Genomic DNA, 17,579 nt, shown 5'->3' with positions numbered 1-17,579 from the left:
GGAGAACCATGCAAGAGATGATTAAACTTACCGTTGACAACAGGACTATCGAAGTGTCGCCCGGGACAACGGTTCTCCAGGCGGCACGTGAAGCTGGCGTGAACATTCCCACCCTCTGTTTCATGGAGGAAATTAACGAAATCGGTGCTTGTCGTGTGTGTGTGGTCGACGTCGAGGGCTTTAGGGGACTACAAGCCTCATGCGTGCTCGAGGCTGCACCTGGCATGGTAGTGCGCACCAATACGCCTGAGGTGCGGCAAGCCCGCCGTGTCAATATCGAGCTCTTGCTGTCTAATCACCCTGACACTTGCTTGACATGCGTGCGGAACACGAGCTGCGAACTGCAGAAGCTCGCCCATGCCCAAGGCGTGACCACTATCACTTACACCGGCGCAAAATCAGAGTGGCCGATTGATCTTACGAACAAAGCCTTAGTGCGCGACCCCAACAAGTGCATACTCTGTCGCCGCTGTGTGGCCGTGTGTCACGAAGTGCAAGACGTAGGTGTGATCTCGGTGGCGGAGCGCGGCTTTAACTCGATTATTGCTCCTGACGCCAATCGTCAGCTCAATTCTACCACCTGTGTGTTTTGTGGTCAGTGCGCGGCCGTCTGTCCCACCGCGGCCATCACCGAGGTGGACAATACGGCCCAAGTATTTAGCGCTATTGGCAATAAAGAACATGTAGTGGTGCAAGTTGCGCCGGCGGTGCGCGTGGCCATCGGCGAGGAGTTTGGTTTGCCGCGGGGGGCAGTCACTACCGGTCAGCTGGTGACAGGGTTACGCATGTTAGGGTTCTCTGCCGTTTTTGATACCGATTTCACGGCGGACTTGACCATAGTCGAAGAAGCCCATGAACTTATAGAGCGGGTCAAAACGGGTGGGACCCTACCTCTCATGACTTCGTGCAGTCCTGGCTGGATAAAGTTTGTGGAGCACTTTTACCCAGAGTTCATCCCCAATTTGTCGTCATGCAAATCACCCATGCAAATGATGGGTGCACTAGTTAAGAGCTACTACGCCGACAAGGTGGTCGGCATATCTCCCGAGAAAATTGTCTCGGTAGCGGTCATGCCCTGTACCGCCAAGAAATTTGAGGCCAGCCGTCCTGAGTTTACCCATGAAGGTGTTGCCGAGGTAGATGTGGTTCTGACCACGCGAGAACTAGCCCGCATGTTCAAAACGGCAGGTTTAGACTTGGCCAACTTGCCGGATAGTGCCTTTGATGCGCCTCTCGGCATGTCTACCGGCGCGGGCGTCCTCTTCGCTGCTAGCGGCGGTGTCATGGAGGCCGCGCTACGCACAGCCTACGAATGGATATCCGAACAAGATCTCGAAAAACTTGATTTTACGGCAGTGCGAGGTCTTCAGGGCGTAAAAGAAGCCAGTGTAGAGATTCCTAAGCTCGGCATGGTCAAGGTGGCGGTTGTCAATGGGCTAGGTAACGCCGCGAAACTCTTAGCTCGCCTAAAGGCGGGTGAAGCTGAGTATCACTTTATCGAGTTTATGGCCTGCACAGGCGGCTGTCTAGGTGGCGGCGGGCAACCACGTATCAGTCATGAAGAGGCGGCGAAGGGCAAGCAGGCCCGTTTAGAGAGCATCTACGCCATAGATAAAAAGCTCGCTCTCCGCAAGAGCCACGAAAACCCCGCGGTGAAAAACCTCTATGCCGAGTACCTAGGGGAGGTAGGCGGAGAGAAGGCGCACCATCTCTTGCACACCCACTTTGTCGAACGCGGTCGTTTTCCTTGGCGAAAAGGCTAGTTGTTGTTTTATGTCGAACCATGAGGTAAACTTAACGAGGGGTAGCATTGTTCGCTACCCTAAAATACTGAATTTTCCACAGTTTGAGGAGTGAAAAATGGTGGCGAAGTCTTTTACCGGCGGAATTCATCCTCCTTACCGCAAAGTAGCCACAGCTGTACCCATCGAGTTTCTCAGCGTACCTAAGCTTCTGGCTATTCCCTTGCTGCAGCATATCGGGAAAGAGTGCCACCCCGTGGTGGCGGTAGGTGAGCGCGTACTCATGGGACAACAGATTGGTGGCGTGGGTAACTCTTTGGCCGCACCCGTGCACGCCTCAGTGTCGGGGGTGGTGGTAGCTATCGAGCCGCGGCCTCACATCAATGGTAGGCAAGTCAACTCCATTGTCATTGAAAACGATTTTCTCGACGAGAAACACCCCTCAGTTCTACCTAAGCCGCATGTGGACAAGCTCTCCCCCGGGGAACTTGTCGCCATCATACGCGAACTAGGTGTCGTGGGCATGGGTGGCGGTGGCTTTCCTACGTATGCCAAATTGCAGGGGAATAGTGCTCACAAGATAGAGACTGTGCTCTTAAATGGCGCGGAGTGCGAGCCCTACTTGTCAGATGATCACCGCATCATGGTGGAGTTCCCTGATGAAGTAATTTACGGCCTGCGTTGCCTGATGAAAGCAAGTGGCGCGAGCGCTGGCCATATCGGGGTGGAAGAGAATAAGCCCGATGCCTTAGCTGCTCTCCGTCTGTCGGCAGCGCGCTACAGCGACATCACGGTAACATCCCTCGCCGTTAAGTACCCGCAGGGGGCTGAACTGCAGCTTATTCATTCTTGTCTAGGCAAGGAAGTGCCTCCCGGCAAGTTGCCCGTGCATGTTGGCGTGGTGGTCAATAATGTCCATACCGCACAGGCTATTGCCCGCGGCATGACCACGGGGATGCCCTCTGTAGAGCGGGTGGTTACTGTGGGGGGCGAGTGTGTAACTTCGCCTGGCAATTTATGGGTAAGAGTAGGTGCTACTTTTGCCGACATACTAGCGGAGCGAGGGCTCACCTGTACGCCCTACAAACTGATTTCCGGTGGCCCGCTCATGGGCATGGCCGTGCATACCCTAGAGGTCGCCGTCACCAAATGCACTTCGGGCATCCTCGCTCTGTCGCGACAAGAATCTAGTGCGCCCCCGGTCAGCGCCTGCGTGCGCTGTGCAAAATGCGTGGACGCTTGTCCCATGTTTTTGCAGCCGACCACCTTGGCTCATTATGCCATGAAGGGACGCCTAGAAGAGGCAGAAATGATCGGAGCCCTTGACTGCAGGGAATGTGGCCCTTGTGCTTATGTCTGCCCGGCTGGGATACCCCTCGTGCAGTGGATTCGCCTCGTTAAGTCAGATATTTATGCCCGTAAGTCCCGTTAAAGAGATATTCCAGGAGGGCACGATAGTGGAGATAAAGAAACTAGCTATATCATCTTCACCCCATTTGCATAGCGGCGTGACGGTGCGCCAAGCCATGTGGTTGGTTGTACTTGCGTTAGCGCCAGCCGCACTATTTGCTGTTTTTCATTTTGGTTGGTATGTGGTGGCTATACTTGTAACCGGTGTCTTGGCAGCGGTTCTAGGCGAGGTCGCCATCCTCCATTTCCAAAAGAAACCGTTGACCGTGGTCCAGGATGGCAGTGCCGCTCTCACGGGCTTACTTTTGGCCCTGAATGTGCCCGCAGGGGCTCCCCTGTGGATGGTGGCCATAGGCTCAGTTCTGGCCATCGCCATTGGCAAGCATGTCTTTGGTGGTCTTGGCTACAACCCCTTCAACCCTGCCTTGGTCGGACGCGCCATACTCGTCTCGTCTTGGCCAGCACGCATGACAGCGTGGGTCGGCCCGGACTTAGTCTCGTCCGCCACCCCACTAGCCCTTCTCCGGGCTGGCGAGGCCTTGCCCGCTTACTCCGATATGCTGCTTGGTTTTAAAGCGGGGAGTATAGGTGAGGTGGCCGTGCTGTTGCTTCTTGTGGGAGGGGTGTTCCTCATCTACAAGAAGATCATCGACTGGAAAATACCTTTTTTCTACATCGCGACGGTAGCTTTCTTGACATGGGCTTTACCCGCGCGCGGGCAAGTCGGCTACTTTTCGGGCGACCCTCTCTTTCATGTGCTTTCGGGGGGTCTGATGCTAGGGGCCTTCTTTATGGCTACCGACTGGGTGACCACGCCGGTCACGAAACTAGGTCGGGTCATTATGGGGCTCGGGGCCGGAATTATTACTGCCGTCATCAGGCTCTATGGTGGACTGCCAGAAGGAGTGACTTATGCCATCCTCATCATGAATGGGCTTACTCCCTTAATTGATCGCTACACTATGGGGCGCCGTTTTGGCGTCCGCTAGGAGGATATTATGAGCAGTTTGCGGGTATTTTTCCGTGGCCTACTTGATGAAAACCCCGTTTTGCGGCTACTCTTGGGCATGTGCCCGACACTGGCTGTGTCAACCGCGGCCCTTAATGGTCTGGGCATGGGTTTGGCCGCGACGGCTGTTCTGGTGGCAAGCAATATTCTCATTTCTCTCTTGCGACCTGTTATCCCCGACAAAATTCGTATTCCCTGCTACATTGTCGTCATAGCTACCTTTGTTACCATGGTAGACTTGCTCATGGAGGCCTTTGTTCCTGGCCTGCACGGGGTGCTCGGCATCTTTATTCCCTTAATCGTCGTCAACTGCATTATTTTGCAGCGGGCCGAAGCCTTTGCCTCAAAAAACGGTGTTTTTCTCTCTGCCATTGACGGCATCGGCATGGGGCTTGGCTTCACGGTAGCACTCCTCATTCTCGCTTCTGTGCGCGAAGTAATGGGTGCAGGGACTTTCTTTGGCCTGGCACTCTTGCCGGCAACTTTCGAACCGATGAAGCTTATGGTCTCGCCTCCAGGGGCGTTTATAGGTCTTGGCCTCATTATTGGGTTGATCAACTACGTGCAGAATCAGAGGGAGGTGCGTCGCCGTGCCTAATCTGTTTGTGATTTTTCTGGGGGCTATTCTTATCAACAATTTTGTCCTGACGAGATTCCTCGGGATTTGCCCCTTCCTAGGCGTGTCTCGCAAGGTAGAGACGGCAGTTGGCATGAGCCTGGCCGTGGTTTTCGTTATGACCGTGGCCTCTTTGGCTACCTGGACCATACAGACCTACTTGTTAATGCCCTTTGGGATGCTGTATCTGCGCACCATCGCCTTTATTTTAGTTATCGCCGTGCTCGTGCAGTTTGTCGAAATGGTAATGCTTAAGGCTACACCAACTTTGTACCAGGCCCTAGGCGTCTACCTTCCCCTTATTACGACTAACTGCGCGGTGCTGGGCGTTACACTGATTAATCTCAATGAAAACTACACGCTGGTAGAGTCCTTAGTACACGGTTTTGCGGGTGCGGTGGGTTTTGGCTTGGCCATTGTCGTCTTTGCCGGTATTAGGGAACGGCTAGACTATGCCCCTATCCCCAAGGCCTTAGAGGGCTTCCCCATTGCCCTCATTGTGGCCGGGCTCTTGTCCATGTCTTTCTTGGGCTTTCAAGGCTTGTTGTAAGGAGGGTTCTGTATGCAGCTAGATCTTCGTTCCATCTTCATTGCCCTAGCCTCTTTAGGGGGGCTCGGCCTTCTCTTTGGCGCAGGCCTCGGGCTTGCCGCCAAAAAGTTCGCTGTGCCCACTGACCCGCTTTATGACCAGGTCTTGGTCGCCTTGCCGGGCGCAAATTGTGGGGGCTGCGGCTACCCGGGGTGCTCGGCCTATGCGGCCGCTGTGGCCAAGGGCGAGGCCAGTATCAATAAATGCCCTGTAGGTGGCAATGACCTTCTCACCAATTTGAGCCGCATCATGAATCTTTCGCCCTTGCCCCAGGTAGAGCGCCAAGTGGCTACCCCTTACTGTGACGGGGGAGATGCTGAAGCGGGCAGCCGCTTTGCCTACGAAGGCATACCTGATTGCGTGGCGGCAACCGCTATGCTCGGCGGGGACAAAGCCTGCCAGTACGGCTGTCTTGGTTATGGCACCTGTGTCAAGCTATGCGTCTTTGACGCTCTCAGCATGGATGCTAACCGTATTCCGGTGGTCGACGCCCTAAAGTGCACGGCCTGCGGCATGTGTGTGCAAGGTTGCCCGAAACAAATTTTCTCTTTGCGTCCGGCCGAGAAGCGTGTTCATATCCGCTGTCGTTCCCATGATAAGGCCAAAGAGGTGCGTAAGAGCTGTACGGTCGGCTGTATCGCCTGCGGCATTTGCGTGCGGGTCTGCCCCACCAAGGCCATTTCCCTAGAGGACAATTTGGCCGTAATTGACTATGAAAAATGCATAAATTGTGGGCTGTGCGTCGAAAAGTGCCCCATGAAAACCATCCATGGCTAGTGTACTGCCGAGCTCCACGCTCGGCGGTTTTCTTAGGAGGTAGTCAGTTGAAATTAAAACAACTGTTGTTGGCGTTCATACTACTTGTTATAGTTAGTGGTGTCTGGGTCTTGCAGGGATACCTGAGCATGGAGTCGGCAAGGCGCGACGTACTCATGATGGACACTTTTGTGAGCGTTATGGCCGATGGCCGCGAGGCGGAGAGAGTGTTAGACGAAACTGTAGTAGAGATGAGGCGCCTAGAGGCACTCCTGTCTGCTCATATTGAGGGCAGCGATGTCTACCGCATTAATAACGCTCTAGGCGCGCAAGTGTCGGTTAGTGCCGAAACTATAGAAGTGCTAGAGGTCGCGGAAGAAGTCTTTCGCAGGACTAACGGCGCTTTCGATGTGACTATCGGTGCCGTGCTTAGGCTGTGGGGGTTTGGCACAGAGGCTAGGCAGGTGCCAACTGCCGAGGAGCTGCTCTCCGCCATGAATGGTGTCGGTTTTACGAATGTAGAGTTTAGTCGTGAAGAAAAGTGGGTGCGCTTAAAACACCCCGCCACGCGCCTTGATCTCGGTGGCGTGGCTAAGGGCTACATTGTCGATAGAGCCACCGAGTTTATCTATAGCCGCGGCATTAGACATGCCGTGGTAGATGCGGGTGGCGACGTGCGCATTACGGGCGGCCGCCCGAATAGCCCGCGTTGGCTCGGCGCGCGCAAAGCCCGCGTCGGGGTGCAAGACCCCGTTAATCGCGAGCGTCTCGTAGCCGTAGTCAGTGTTATGGATGGCGCCGTCCTGACATCTGGGGATTATGAACGTTACTTTGTCGAGGACGGTATACGTTACACCCATATTATAGACCCCAGAACAGGCAGCCCAGTGCGCGGCCTGTCTAGCGTTACCATCGTCACCAGCAAGGCTGCCGTCGCTGATGCCATCGCGACAGCGGTGATGGTACTTGGCAAGGAGGCTGGGCTCGCCCTGATCGAAGATTGGGAAGGTGTCGAAGCACTCTTAATCACTGCCGAGCAAGAGTTCATCATGTCATCGGGCATGGCGGCACTCACGGAAGTACTAAGGTAGTATGTCTATGGGCAGAGTAAACACACAGGTGCTGGTGCGAAACTCTCTCTTAGTCGCTGGCGCGGCGGCGCTCCATGTGGTCGAGGCCGCGTTGCCGAACCCTTTTTACCTGTTACTGGGCCCAGGGGCTAAGCTTGGCTTGGCCAATATCGTGACTTTAGCTGTCGTTCTGGCCTATGGAACCAAGCAAGCGACCATCATTGCGGCTCTACGTGCCCTCTTAGGGGGGTTGCTAGGGGGCACATTTCTTACTTTCGGTTTTTTTCTGAGCTTTGCGGGTGCCGTAACTAGTGCCCTAGCCATGGGATATGTGCGGAGACTTGGCGGGGCAAGAGTCAGCGCCATTGGTCTCAGCATGCTTGGCGCTGTTACACACAATGTGACGCAACTTCTTGTGGCAGCCCTGCTGGTAAACCATTTTGGCCTGATGGTGCATCTGCCCTACCTGCTCTTTTTTGCCGTACCCACCGGATACTTTGTAGGTCTAGTGGGTGCTATGCTCTATCGATACTTGCCCAAGGAGGTTCTGCGAAATGGTGCGTTCCGGAAAATCTAGGCGAAGTGGCTGGTTGCTGTTCTTACTGCTTATAGTGGGTGTGTTCCTTGGGGGTCTGCTTAGTACCTTTGGCGCTGATTACTTGCCTTTTCTCGCTTGGTCGAGTCCGACCTATGGTATTATGCCACCTTTTGCTTTAGACTTAGGTATGCTGTCTCTGACCTTCGGCCTGACGCTACGGCTCTCGGTGGCGGGTGTGCTCGGGCTCATCTTGGGCTACTTGGCGTATCGGGCACTCTAGTGAGGCCGCTCTACTTAGCTTCTGCTTCGCCACGCCGCCTTGAATTGCTACGACAGATAGGCGTAGAGCCTATCGTAGTGCCCTCTAGTTTTCTGGAGAGTGAGGTACTGTGGGGGAACCCAGAGCACCTCGCCAGAGAATATGCGCTTGGCAAGGCGCGCGGCGCTGTCTTTGGTAGACTAGAAGTGCCCCGAGACTCTGTCATTATCGGGGCGGATACCGTGGTGGCCCTAGAGGGAGAGATCTTTGGCAAGCCGCGCGACAGTGAGCACGCTAGCTACATGCTGCAGCGATTATCTGGTCGGGCGCACGAAGTCGTCTCTGGCGTCGCCATAGTAAGGCCCGATGGTCAGTACCTGCTCGGCTCGGTGTGTACGGAAGTAACCTTTAGACCCCTCTCTGCACAAGAGATAGCAGCTTATGTGGCCACCGCTGAGCCACTAGACAAGGCAGGCTCCTATGGTATTCAAGGGCGCGGGGCACTCTTCGTAGAGAGTATTCGGGGTTGTTACAACAATGTCGTGGGGCTACCACTGACGAAACTATGTGGGCTTCTCAGGCAGTGGGGTGTGGAAGTGACGGAGGCTTGGAGGTAGGGTCGTGGCGATACAAGACTTGCCCCGCACAGAGCGCCCGCGCGAGAGGCTGCTCTCAAGGGGCGCACATCAGCTGTCTAATTCTGAGTTGCTGGCTATCCTCATGGCGACCTCGGGCCTTAAGGGCGAGAATGTGCTAGACTTGGCACAGCGTGTGCTTATTAAGGCGGGAGATGTCGGCAAGTTAGTGCACATGAGCTATGGCGAGCTGTGCGAAATTAAGGGCATAGGTCCTGCCAAGGCCGTGCTCCTCTTAGCCGTCGTTGAGCTGTCGCGGCGCATGCATCTCACAGGTAGCGAGCCTGCGGTGGTCAAGTCCCCGCGAGACGTGCAATACATACTAGCAGAGCGGTTTCGCTATGAAGAGAAGGAGCGTTTTTATGCCGTGCTCCTCAACACCAAGAACCGCCTTCTTGGTTTAGAAGAAGTGTCGGTCGGCAGCCTAAACTCGTCCATCGTGCATCCGCGCGAGGTCTTTCGCGCGGCCATTCGTCATAGCGCAGCCTCAGTCATTGTGGCCCACAACCATCCTAGTGGAGACCCCACCCCTTCGCGCGAGGACATCGAAGTCACGCGTCGCCTCATGGAGGTAGGAAGGATCGTGGGTATAGAGGTTTTGGACCATGTTATTTTTGGCCGTGAGGTTATACTAAGTCTTAAAGAAAAGGGTCTTACGTAAAGGAGAAGAAAGCATCTGATGAACTTTTTGAATCGGTACTTCGCGCGGGATATGGGTATTGACCTAGGAACGGCAAACACACTGGTCTATGTGAGAGGAAAAGGCATTGTCCTCAGGGAGCCCTCCGTAGTCGCCATAAATCGCGAAACCCATGAGCTCCTGGAAGTAGGGGAGGCCGCCAAGGCCATGATTGGTCGTACACCTGGGCACATCGTCGCCGTGCGCCCCCTCAGAGACGGTGTTATAGCCGATTTTGACATTACCCAGAAAATGCTCAAGGCTTTCATTCGCCGCGCCACTAAGGGCGGTTACTTCTTTCGGCCGCGGGTCATTGTCTGTGTGCCTGCTGGAGTGACAGAAGTTGAAAAGCGCGCAGTCAAAGACGCCACCATTAGTGCCGGTGCCAGGGAAGCGTACACCATTGAGGAACCTATGGCTGCGGCGATTGGGGCGGGCTTGCCCGTCAATGAACCAACGGGGAACATGATTGTGGAGATCGGTGGGGGAACGACCGAAGTTGCCATTATAAGCCTCGGCGGCATTGTCACCCATCAGTCTATTCGCTCGGGTGGCGATGAAATGGATGAAGCGATTGTCGTCTACGTCAAAAAGAACTACAGTCTCCTGATTGGCGAACGCACTGCCGAAGAAGTAAAAATTACCATTGGTTCTGCCTACCCCATGGGCGAAACCGTGATGGAGGTGCGCGGGCGCGACTTAGTGACCGGGCTACCGAAAACCCTGACTTTGAGCTCCGTCGAGGTGCGCCATGCCCTAGCGGAGGCCGTGCGAGGTATTGTCGAGGCTGTTAAGGCCACGCTTGAGCGCACTCCGCCTGAACTCGCCTCCGATGTTATGGACCGCGGCATGGTGATGACGGGGGGGGGCTCCCTGCTGCGAGGGCTCGATAAGCTTATAGCCATGGAAACGGGCATGCCCGTACTGATGGCAGAAGATCCGCTAACTTCGGTGGTGGAGGGTGCAGGAAAAACGTTTGACCACTTGAATCTATTAAGGAGATTAGACGCATCTCCCAAAACTAGATAGCGGGGAATGGGCATGATATTTAGGTGGCAGAACAGACAGGTCATTCTTTTGTTCCTCGTGGTCGTTCTTCTCACGGGGCTGTTGATGTTCTCCGCACGCGAGGGAGATAATGTTTCTCTCGTTGAATATTATGTCAGCGGTGCCGTAGCACCCGTGCAGAGGGCTTTGGCCTCTGTGGTCGACCTCGGGCGCCGCACTACGCGATACGTTTTAGAGCTACGGCAGCTAGGGCGCGACAATGCGCGGCTTAGAGCAGAACTGGCGGCCTTGCAGTTTCAGAATACCAATTTACTGGAGGCCAAGGCGGAGGCAGAGAGACTGCGGGAGTTGCTAAATTATCGCGACGAGCGTCCTCTACTTCCCTTAACTATGGCGCGTGTCATTTCGCGGGGGTTCGTGGCTTGGCATAGCGATTTGATCATTGACAGGGGGTCCCGCCATGGTATCTCTGTTGACGATCCGGTAGTGACACCGAGCGGAGCCGTGGGCAGAATTATCGAAGTAACAGAGAGCACGGCGACCGTGCTGCTTATTACCGACCCGCGCAGTGGTATCGCGGCGATGGTGCAGGCTAGCCGGCACGGGGCTATCGCCGAGGGAGATCCGGGTGCGCGGGGCATGGTCCGCTTGCCACGCCTACCGCGTGACTTTGCCATTAGCGAAGGAGACGTCATTACCACCTCGGGTTTAGGAGCCATTTTCCCTAGGGATCAAATTTTTGTCATCGGCCATGTTCAAGAAATTTTTGTCAGCGCAGATGGCCTGCTAAAATTTGCGCGCATCATGCCGGCAGTTGATTTAGAGCGCTTGGAAGAGGTTTTTGTCTTAAGGCGTGGTGCGCCTTGAGCAAAGCCTTTTTGCGCGTGGTGCTGCTCGGATTTGTGGCCGTAGTGCTGCAGGGCACAGTGTTGCCACATTTCGCTGTTTTTGGCGGCAGGGTTAATGTTTTGGTGGCTGTTGTCACTGTGGTCTCTCTATCTTACGGGGCTCTAGCTGGTCTAATGGCGGGTTTTGGGATAGGCTTACTTGCCGACCTCGTTCTCGGCACCGCTCTAGGCCTAGCCGCACTGCCACTAGTACTTATCGGGTATTTCACCGGGTACTTGGAGAGGCATGTTTATCGGGACGCCTACCTAGTGCCGGTCGTTGTGGGTTTTCTGGGCACCGCGTTTTTTGAGCTCGTCGTTTTGGCGCTCTCTAACGTGGCTTTTGCTGTCTGGTGGCGGCGCGCCTTTGTATCCGTCTTCATCCCTACAGTTCTCGTAAATGCCGCACTGATGCCCTGGGTGCATCAGTGGCTGACAAGACTGCTGCCTAGTCAAAGAGAGGAGCTGGACTAACTGGAAAAAGAGTTTCCTCACCGCCTTAATGTCCTGATCATGGCTGTTCTCATCGCCTTACTGGTCATGGTTTTTCGTTTAGGGATGTTGCAGATCGTCTTGGGTGCACAGTACAGGCAAAGCGCGGACGAAAATAGGTTCCGCCAAATAGTGCAACTAGCCCCTCGCGGTAAGATTGTCGATTCTCGTGGGGTGGTGCTGGCCAGCAATGCACCCGGCTACTTCGTCTCGATGTATCACACGCGGGCTCCAGAGCTCGAAGATATCCTAGAAACATTGGTCGCCATTCTTGACCCCGAGGGTCTCGACCCAGAGATCTCTGTCGCTACGTTCAAAAGTCGCTTTCATGCCAATAGGTTTAGGCGCTGGCAACCAGTTCGCTTGACCGACATAGCCCTGCCCTTTGACGACCCGAGACTTCTCCTTATTGAAGAAAGACGCCTTGAGTTGCCCGGCGTTTTTGTCGACGTGCAGCCAGTGCGTACCTACCCCTTAGGGAGCATAGCCAGCCACATTTTAGGTGGTTTAGGGCGCTTTACGGGGGGGCCAGAGGAGTTGCGCGCCCTAGTGGACGCCGGACTGACCGGCTACCGACTTGATAGCCGCGTGGGTAGATGGGGAGTCGAGGCCGCGTTTGAGTTTGTGGGCCCGCATCTTTCTTTGCGGGGGGTGGACGGCTCGCAGGTAGTAGAGGTAGACAAACTCAGTCGTTTGATGCGCGAAGTAGAGAAAATTGAGCCTGTACCAGGTAACAATGTGCAACTTACTATTGACGCCGAGTTGCAGCAGAGTGTAGAGACTTGGCTCGTCAATGAGTTTCTGCCAAAACTGCGTGAGACCACGGCCCCCGAGGCGCATGAGGTTGCTGTAGTGGCCCTTGACCCGCGTGACGGCCGTATCCTGTCGTTTATTAGCATTCCGAATTTTGCACCGGCCCATCTGTCGCGAGACTTTACCAGCTTAAGTGCGGACCCAGCTCGACCACTTGAGGCCAAGCCCCTAGTAGCCGCAGCCCCAGGGTCGATGTTTAAGCCCGTAACAGAAATCGCGGGGCTGATCTCCGGTGCTAAGGCGAACCTGCTCCTGCGGCCGCCGGTCGTCTGCACTGGGCGGCTACATGACGAGGCCATGCTCGGACCGGGCGGGAAGGGCTGCTGGATCGAGCAGTTTGGTACCGGACACGGGCAGGTAAGTGATCTTGATGCCATGCGGGTCTCCTGCAATGTCTATTTTTACCAGCTCGGCTTTGAATTGTTGCGCTCCCGGGGGGCTGCCCTTGTTCTAGACCAAGTTGCCGATGTGGCCGCATTTATGGGCTTAGGTGTGCCGGTATCGCTACCAGAATTAGTAGGGTTTAGACATGACACAGGGGTCCTACCCACCAGCGAGCGATTTAGAGAAGGAATTAGAGCACACTTGCGCCGCAATCCATCCGATAGGAGGCCACTCAATCCCTACCCCGGCGAGGTGGCCGATATTGCCATCGGCCAGGGCGCTCATAGATACACACCACTACAAGTAGCTAATTTCATGGCCATGCTTGCGACGGGCCATCGCTTTCAGCCATTCTTGGTTGAGCGGGTGGTGTCAGCGGCAGGAGAGGTAGTAGACCAGACCGAGCCAAAACTGGTGGCCTCCTTGCTTCGCACTCCGCAAAATCCTGCCGGACTTATCAACGATACAGAGTGGCGGCATCTACAAGAGGGTCTGCGCCAAGTGACCCAAGTCACCGGTCTTGGTCTTAATAGTGGAACTGCCTCCGGGGTTTTTCGTGGGGCCCCATACTTCTCGGCTGGTAAGACCGGTACCGCTGAGGTCATGGAGGGAGGCCGTTTTGTTGACTCCCACGGTTGGTTCGCAGGTTGGGCTGCGGTTGACGCTGTAAGTAGCCCGGAAATAGTCGTTTCCGTGTTAGTCAAGCATGGTCGGAGCGGAGGTACTGCCGCCGCTCCCATCGCCCGTAAATTGCTAGACGAGTACTTTCGCCTAAAACTAGAAAGAGTTGGTCAATAGTCCCCCTAGCAAAAGGAGTTTGTGGAAACACGGCGAAACACTATTTATAAAACACTCCACAGGGGAGGTTTAATAGTGCTATGGGTAAAGTGTTTGTCGTGACTTCGGGCAAAGGTGGCGTAGGGAAAACCACTACTACCGCAAACCTTGGCGTGGCCTTGGCAGAGAAGGGCCATAGTGTAGCCTTGGTGGATGCGGATCTAGGACTGCGTAATCTTGACTTGTTTCTCGGTCTCGAAAACAGGATTGTCTACCATATTGGCGACGTTTTAGAGAAGCGGGCCACGTTAGAAAAAGCCCTTATTCGGCACAAGAAGTACACGACCCTAAGCCTCTTGCCGGCTCTGCAAAGCAGAAGTAGCCGCGTGCAGGAGAAAGATATGAAGAGAATTGTCAGCGAACTGGCTATGACGCATGAATACGTCTTCGTAGATTCGCCAGCCGGTATCGATACTGGCTTCCATGTTGCCACGGCAGGAGCAGACGACGCTTTAGTGGTGACTACCCCTGAACTGCCGGCCGTGCGCGATGCCGATCGTGTGGTTGGGCTACTGCGCAGTAAGGGCATTGCCTCCCCTAAATTAATCATAAATCGCTTGCGACCGAACATGGTGCGTCGCGGAGATATGCTCAGCCAAAGCGATGTGCTCGAGTTTTTACGTATTGATCTGCTCGGCATAGTGCCCGAAGATGAAATGACTATTGTGGCGACTAATCGGGGGGAGCCCTCAGTATGTCTTCAAGGCTCCCTAGCTGGCGCACACTACCGCGACATAGCTCGTCGGTTGCTCGGCGAAGCGGTGCCTTTGCGCAAGATGGCTAGTGGAGAGGGTGTTGTAGCATTCTTGCGTCGCTTTGTGGGCGTGGGACGGTAAACATCGCGACAGAGGGGACGGTTCGTTTTGTCGCAAAACGACCGACAAAACGAACCGTCCCCTCTGTCGCCAAGAAAGGAGCGGGACGTCGTGGAAACAGGCATTAAGAGCAGAGAACAGGCCAGGCACCGTCTGCGGCAGGTACTAGTGCACGATAGAGCCATGTTGTCCCCTGCGCTTCTCGATGAACTCAAAGAGGTCTTGTTCCTCGCAGCGCAAGAGTTTGTCGACAGCGATAATGACGCGGCAGTGCTTGAGCTAGAGATACGGCCAGAGGGGGCCCTGCTCCACTTCAAATTGCCCATCAAGGGCCTCGTGCGTCAGGAGGAACTACCCATTGTTTGATGTCTTTGACAGAAAGCTCTTGCGTAGTTTTGACTGGGGTTTGTACTTATCCTACCTTGGTATCTCACTCTTTGGAGCACTCATGATTTGGAGCGCCTCCCTCAATAACGAATTTGGCGATCCATTATACTTTGTCTCGCGGCAATTGATGTGGATCATAGTGGGCCAGGTCATTTTGTTTATCGCCGTCTACTTCGATTACCAACTCTTTGGTGCACTGAGGTGGCCGGTGTACTTCGCCAGCTTAGGCCTGCTTGTACTAGTGTTAGTCGCAGGGGTAGAGCGGGGTGGGGCTGTCAGGTGGCTAAATGTAGGTGGTTTTGTTTTGCAGCCTTCAGAGTTTGCCAAGCTTGCCGTCGTTATCACCCTGGCGGCAACAGTTGAAAAGCTAGGCCAGATTAACACCCTCGTTAAATTGGTTACTGCAGTGGTCCATGTCGGCGTGCCCATGCTTCTTGTTGCTATACAGCCAGACTTGGGTACCTCGCTGGTCTTTCTCGGCATCTTGCTGGCGGTGCTCTACGCCGCTGGCATCACTCGTCAACTGATGGCTTTGCTGGCGGCCTTAGGGCTGACTAGCGCGCCGCTACTATGGTTGTACGGCTTAAGAGAGTACCAGCGCACTCGCCTTTTAGTTTTTATGGATCCCTCTTTGGATCGCGCCGGCACTGGCTACCATCTCTTGCAGTCAATAATTGCCGTCGGCTCGGGCCAGTTTACTGGGCGAGGTTTTATGGCCGGCCCACAGAGTCTCCTTAACTTTTTGCCGGAGCAGCATACTGACTTCATTTTTTCTGTCGTGGCAGAAGAGTTGGGCTTTATCGGCTCGGTGGCCCTTATTGCCGCCTTGTTCTTCCTAGTTTACCGCTGCTTAAGGACTGCGGCGGTGGCCAAGGACTACCTCGGCCGCTTTCTAGCCGTTGGTGTTGCCACTTGGTTTGCCTTTCAGATTATCGTCAATATCGGCATGACCATGGGGATGATGCCGGTGACCGGCCTGCCGCTACCTTTTTTGAGTTATGGGGGAAGTTCGTACTTGGCTCTGTCTTTGGCCGTAGGGTTAGTCCTTAATGTGCATTTGCGCCACCGGAAGATTTTGTTTTAATCATAGGGGTACGCCTGCCAGAGTATAGATAACTAGGTGCTCTGGAGGTGACTCTTGTGCGGCAGGCTTTGTGGAAGTACACAGATCGTGGCAGACGGCCCTTTTCGCCGCGTCGCAAGGTGCCGGCAAAAGGCAGGCCCTTGACTGCTTGGCTGACCAAAGGTATCTTGGCTTGTATTATCCTTTTCTTAGTATGGGTCGGCGCCCAGTCTAGTACCTTGCGTCACTACCTGCGCTATGTTTTTGTTCCTGGCGCGGCGAGCGTCAGCCCCTTGTCGCGCTGGCTTGATTGGTACCCCGAGGACGAGACGGTGCAGCCGGTGTGGTCGCGCCTTACGGGTAGGTCAGACATGGCGAGCTACAATTTGCCCGTAGCGGGTACTGTGCAGCCGGCGGACTGGAGCGGCATCAACATTGTTGCTCCGCCGGGTGAACTAGTGCGGGCGGTTCTCGATGGACGCGTCACGGCTCTAGACAACAGTCTAGGTGAGGTCAGGGTCTTTCATGGCACGGGCATGTATACAATTTATAGGGACTTAAGTGACATTGCCGTCACCTTGGGCGATAGAGTGGCGGCGCGAGCCGTTTTAGGGCGTGTGGGCAGCAGCGGGCGGGTGTTCTTCGCGGTGCTCCAAGGGGGAAACTACGTTGACCCTCTGGTGCGGGTGCATGGTCGATGAGGGTAGGCCAGGTCCTAGGGGTGAACCTCAGGGTTCACTATCTTTTTTTGTTGTGGCTACTTGTCTCACTAACCTTAGGGGATGCCACTTTGACCCTAGTTATGCTTTTTTCCGTCCTCGTGCACGAGCTCGGCCACATGTTTGCCGCGCAGAATCTCGGGCTAGAGGTAGAGGAAATCGAGCTGATGCCCTTTGGCGGCGTGGCCAAGCTGCGTGGTTTTGCTAGCGGTGACCCCGCCGAGGAGGCCACCCTCGCGCTAGGGGGGCCCGCCAATAGCTTGGTCCTCTTGGTCATCGGCCTCTTCTACTACGGGGCCCCCTGGGGGGTGGCCCTCCTAGAGAGTAATGTGCTCTTGTTGCTCGTAAATCTCTTGCCGATCTTGCCGCTTGATGGTGGGCGCATTCTCAGAAGCTACTGCGTGGGACAAGACGGCCTCGGGGCAGGCACCCGGCGCGTGTTGACACATACCTTCCGCGCTGTATGGATTTTTTTGGGGGCGGCCACGGTTTTGTTTTTGCTCGGAGTCGTCAGCATTAACGCCGTGGCCCTTGCTTTGTTTCTGCTTCACGCGGCCCGGCAGGAGAAAAAAATGTTTCCTTACATGCTGATGAATTATGTCACAACTCGTACGGCGGAATTGTGGCACAAAAGAGTATTGCCCGGGAAATTGGTCATGGTGCTGTCTGACACCTCGGCAGCGGAGGCAGTAGAGGCGATGACTCCCGGGTGTTACCATGTGTTTAATGTGGTGCGGCCAAACGGTGAAGTACTGACCGTGAGCGAAGACTTGCTCTGCCGCGCTCTGCTGGCAAAAGGAACAGTGCTCACCTTTTCTGACATTGTTAATGATCGTAGGCTATAATAGTAGTGAAGCAGATTTCAGGAGGC

Annotated in this window: 20 protein-coding genes; all 20 read left to right on the top strand. The window is 55.0% G+C overall.

The features are described 5' to 3' along the window. Positions 1 to 17: 17 nt before the first annotated feature. The 20 genes from KGZ92_06490 (at position 18) to KGZ92_06395 (ending at position 17,553) form a co-directional block, all read left to right on the top strand. A complete protein-coding gene (locus tag KGZ92_06490) occupies positions 18 to 1,763 on the top strand; it encodes a [FeFe] hydrogenase, group A (protein MBS3888931.1) in 1,746 nt (581 codons plus the stop codon). 97 nt (positions 1,764 to 1,860) lie between these two features. Next, positions 1,861 to 3,174, top strand: coding sequence for an electron transport complex subunit RsxC (rsxC, locus tag KGZ92_06485; protein ID MBS3888930.1), 1,314 nt, complete (start codon positions 1,861 to 1,863; stop codon positions 3,172 to 3,174). After that, the gene (locus KGZ92_06480) at positions 3,155 to 4,141 is read left to right on the top strand and encodes an RnfABCDGE type electron transport complex subunit D (GenBank protein MBS3888929.1); all 987 of its coding nucleotides are present in this window, start codon (positions 3,155 to 3,157) and stop codon (positions 4,139 to 4,141) included. The genes rsxC and KGZ92_06480 overlap by 20 nt, the downstream gene beginning before the upstream one ends. A 9-nt stretch (positions 4,142 to 4,150) precedes the next feature. Next, the gene (locus tag KGZ92_06475; GenBank protein ID MBS3888928.1) at positions 4,151 to 4,759 is read left to right on the top strand and encodes an electron transport complex subunit E; all 609 of its coding nucleotides are present in this window, start codon (positions 4,151 to 4,153) and stop codon (positions 4,757 to 4,759) included. Then, positions 4,752 to 5,327 (top strand): electron transport complex subunit RsxA, encoded by a 576-nt coding sequence (gene rsxA / locus KGZ92_06470; GenBank protein MBS3888927.1) that lies wholly within the window; start codon positions 4,752 to 4,754, stop codon positions 5,325 to 5,327. The genes KGZ92_06475 and rsxA overlap by 8 nt, the downstream gene beginning before the upstream one ends. 12 nt (positions 5,328 to 5,339) lie before the next feature. Further along, complete coding sequence (locus KGZ92_06465) at positions 5,340 to 6,143, top strand: RnfABCDGE type electron transport complex subunit B (protein ID MBS3888926.1); 804 nt, start codon at positions 5,340 to 5,342, stop codon at positions 6,141 to 6,143. Between the two features lie 47 nt (positions 6,144 to 6,190). Then, positions 6,191 to 7,213, top strand: a complete 1,023-nt coding sequence (locus KGZ92_06460) for an FAD:protein FMN transferase (GenBank protein ID MBS3888925.1) — start codon at positions 6,191 to 6,193, stop codon at positions 7,211 to 7,213. A 7-nt stretch (positions 7,214 to 7,220) separates the two neighbouring features. Continuing rightward, a complete protein-coding gene (locus KGZ92_06455; protein ID MBS3888924.1) occupies positions 7,221 to 7,769 on the top strand; it encodes a Gx transporter family protein in 549 nt (182 codons plus the stop codon). Next, positions 7,747 to 8,010 carry a DUF4321 domain-containing protein gene (locus KGZ92_06450; GenBank protein MBS3888923.1) on the top strand — a complete coding sequence of 88 codons (264 nt, stop codon included), beginning with the start codon at positions 7,747 to 7,749 and terminating at the stop codon, positions 8,008 to 8,010. The genes KGZ92_06455 and KGZ92_06450 overlap by 23 nt, the downstream gene beginning before the upstream one ends. After that, entirely contained in the window at positions 8,010 to 8,606 is a 597-nt protein-coding gene (maf, locus tag KGZ92_06445) for a septum formation inhibitor Maf (protein ID MBS3888922.1), read from the top strand. Before KGZ92_06450 ends, maf begins: the two co-directional genes overlap by 1 nt. A 4-nt stretch (positions 8,607 to 8,610) precedes the next feature. Beyond that, the gene (gene radC / locus KGZ92_06440) at positions 8,611 to 9,285 is read left to right on the top strand and encodes a DNA repair protein RadC (GenBank protein MBS3888921.1); all 675 of its coding nucleotides are present in this window, start codon (positions 8,611 to 8,613) and stop codon (positions 9,283 to 9,285) included. A gap of 18 nt (positions 9,286 to 9,303) precedes the next feature. After that, positions 9,304 to 10,332, top strand: a complete 1,029-nt coding sequence (locus KGZ92_06435) for a rod shape-determining protein (protein ID MBS3888920.1) — start codon at positions 9,304 to 9,306, stop codon at positions 10,330 to 10,332. A 12-nt stretch (positions 10,333 to 10,344) separates the two neighbouring features. Then, positions 10,345 to 11,178: a rod shape-determining protein MreC gene (gene mreC / locus KGZ92_06430; GenBank protein ID MBS3888919.1), complete on the top strand. Its 834-nt coding sequence runs from the start codon at positions 10,345 to 10,347 to the stop codon at positions 11,176 to 11,178. Next, positions 11,175 to 11,672 carry a rod shape-determining protein MreD gene (gene mreD / locus KGZ92_06425; protein MBS3888918.1) on the top strand — a complete coding sequence of 166 codons (498 nt, stop codon included), beginning with the start codon at positions 11,175 to 11,177 and terminating at the stop codon, positions 11,670 to 11,672. Before mreC ends, mreD begins: the two co-directional genes overlap by 4 nt. A gap of 39 nt (positions 11,673 to 11,711) precedes the next feature. Beyond that, complete coding sequence (locus KGZ92_06420; GenBank protein ID MBS3888917.1) at positions 11,712 to 13,685, top strand: hypothetical protein; 1,974 nt, start codon at positions 11,712 to 11,714, stop codon at positions 13,683 to 13,685. A gap of 80 nt (positions 13,686 to 13,765) precedes the next feature. Then, entirely contained in the window at positions 13,766 to 14,560 is a 795-nt protein-coding gene (gene minD / locus KGZ92_06415) for a septum site-determining protein MinD (GenBank protein ID MBS3888916.1), read from the top strand. A 90-nt stretch (positions 14,561 to 14,650) separates the two neighbouring features. Then, the gene (locus KGZ92_06410; GenBank protein MBS3888915.1) at positions 14,651 to 14,905 is read left to right on the top strand and encodes a cell division topological specificity factor MinE; all 255 of its coding nucleotides are present in this window, start codon (positions 14,651 to 14,653) and stop codon (positions 14,903 to 14,905) included. Further along, the gene (rodA, locus tag KGZ92_06405; protein ID MBS3888914.1) at positions 14,898 to 16,010 is read left to right on the top strand and encodes a rod shape-determining protein RodA; all 1,113 of its coding nucleotides are present in this window, start codon (positions 14,898 to 14,900) and stop codon (positions 16,008 to 16,010) included. The genes KGZ92_06410 and rodA overlap by 8 nt, the downstream gene beginning before the upstream one ends. Positions 16,011 to 16,066: 56 nt before the next feature. Next, positions 16,067 to 16,690, top strand: coding sequence for a M23 family metallopeptidase (locus KGZ92_06400; protein ID MBS3888913.1), 624 nt, complete (start codon positions 16,067 to 16,069; stop codon positions 16,688 to 16,690). Then, a complete protein-coding gene (locus KGZ92_06395) occupies positions 16,687 to 17,553 on the top strand; it encodes a M50 family metallopeptidase (GenBank protein MBS3888912.1) in 867 nt (288 codons plus the stop codon). The genes KGZ92_06400 and KGZ92_06395 overlap by 4 nt, the downstream gene beginning before the upstream one ends. Positions 17,554 to 17,579: the final 26 nt, after the last annotated feature.

This window comes from Bacillota bacterium (assembly GCA_018333655.1).
Taxonomy (GTDB): domain Bacteria; phylum Bacillota; class UBA994; order UBA994; family UBA994; genus BS524.
This window is presented reverse-complemented; position numbering and strand designations above follow the sequence as displayed.

Bases quoted from the DNA above. Each gene is read 5' to 3' on its own strand.
- KGZ92_06465 (MBS3888926.1), top strand. From the start codon at position 5,340: ATGCAGCTAGATCTTCGTTCCATCTTCATTGCCCTAGCCTCTTTAGGG.
- minD (MBS3888916.1), top strand. From the start codon at position 13,766: ATGGGTAAAGTGTTTGTCGTGACTTCGGGCAAAGGTGGCGTAGGGAAA.
- KGZ92_06475 (MBS3888928.1), top strand. From the start codon at position 4,151: ATGAGCAGTTTGCGGGTATTTTTCCGTGGCCTACTTGATGAAAACCCC.
- KGZ92_06435 (MBS3888920.1), top strand. From the start codon at position 9,304: ATGAACTTTTTGAATCGGTACTTCGCGCGGGATATGGGTATTGACCTA.
- KGZ92_06420 (MBS3888917.1), top strand. From the start codon at position 11,712: ATGGCTGTTCTCATCGCCTTACTGGTCATGGTTTTTCGTTTAGGGATG.
- KGZ92_06480 (MBS3888929.1), top strand. From the start codon at position 3,155: ATGCCCGTAAGTCCCGTTAAAGAGATATTCCAGGAGGGCACGATAGTG.
- KGZ92_06395 (MBS3888912.1), top strand. From the start codon at position 16,687: ATGAGGGTAGGCCAGGTCCTAGGGGTGAACCTCAGGGTTCACTATCTT.
- KGZ92_06450 (MBS3888923.1), top strand. From the start codon at position 7,747: ATGGTGCGTTCCGGAAAATCTAGGCGAAGTGGCTGGTTGCTGTTCTTA.
- KGZ92_06455 (MBS3888924.1), top strand. From the start codon at position 7,221: ATGGGCAGAGTAAACACACAGGTGCTGGTGCGAAACTCTCTCTTAGTC.
- mreC (MBS3888919.1), top strand. From the start codon at position 10,345: ATGATATTTAGGTGGCAGAACAGACAGGTCATTCTTTTGTTCCTCGTG.
- KGZ92_06490 (MBS3888931.1), top strand. From the start codon at position 18: ATGATTAAACTTACCGTTGACAACAGGACTATCGAAGTGTCGCCCGGG.
- rsxC (MBS3888930.1), top strand. From the start codon at position 1,861: ATGGTGGCGAAGTCTTTTACCGGCGGAATTCATCCTCCTTACCGCAAA.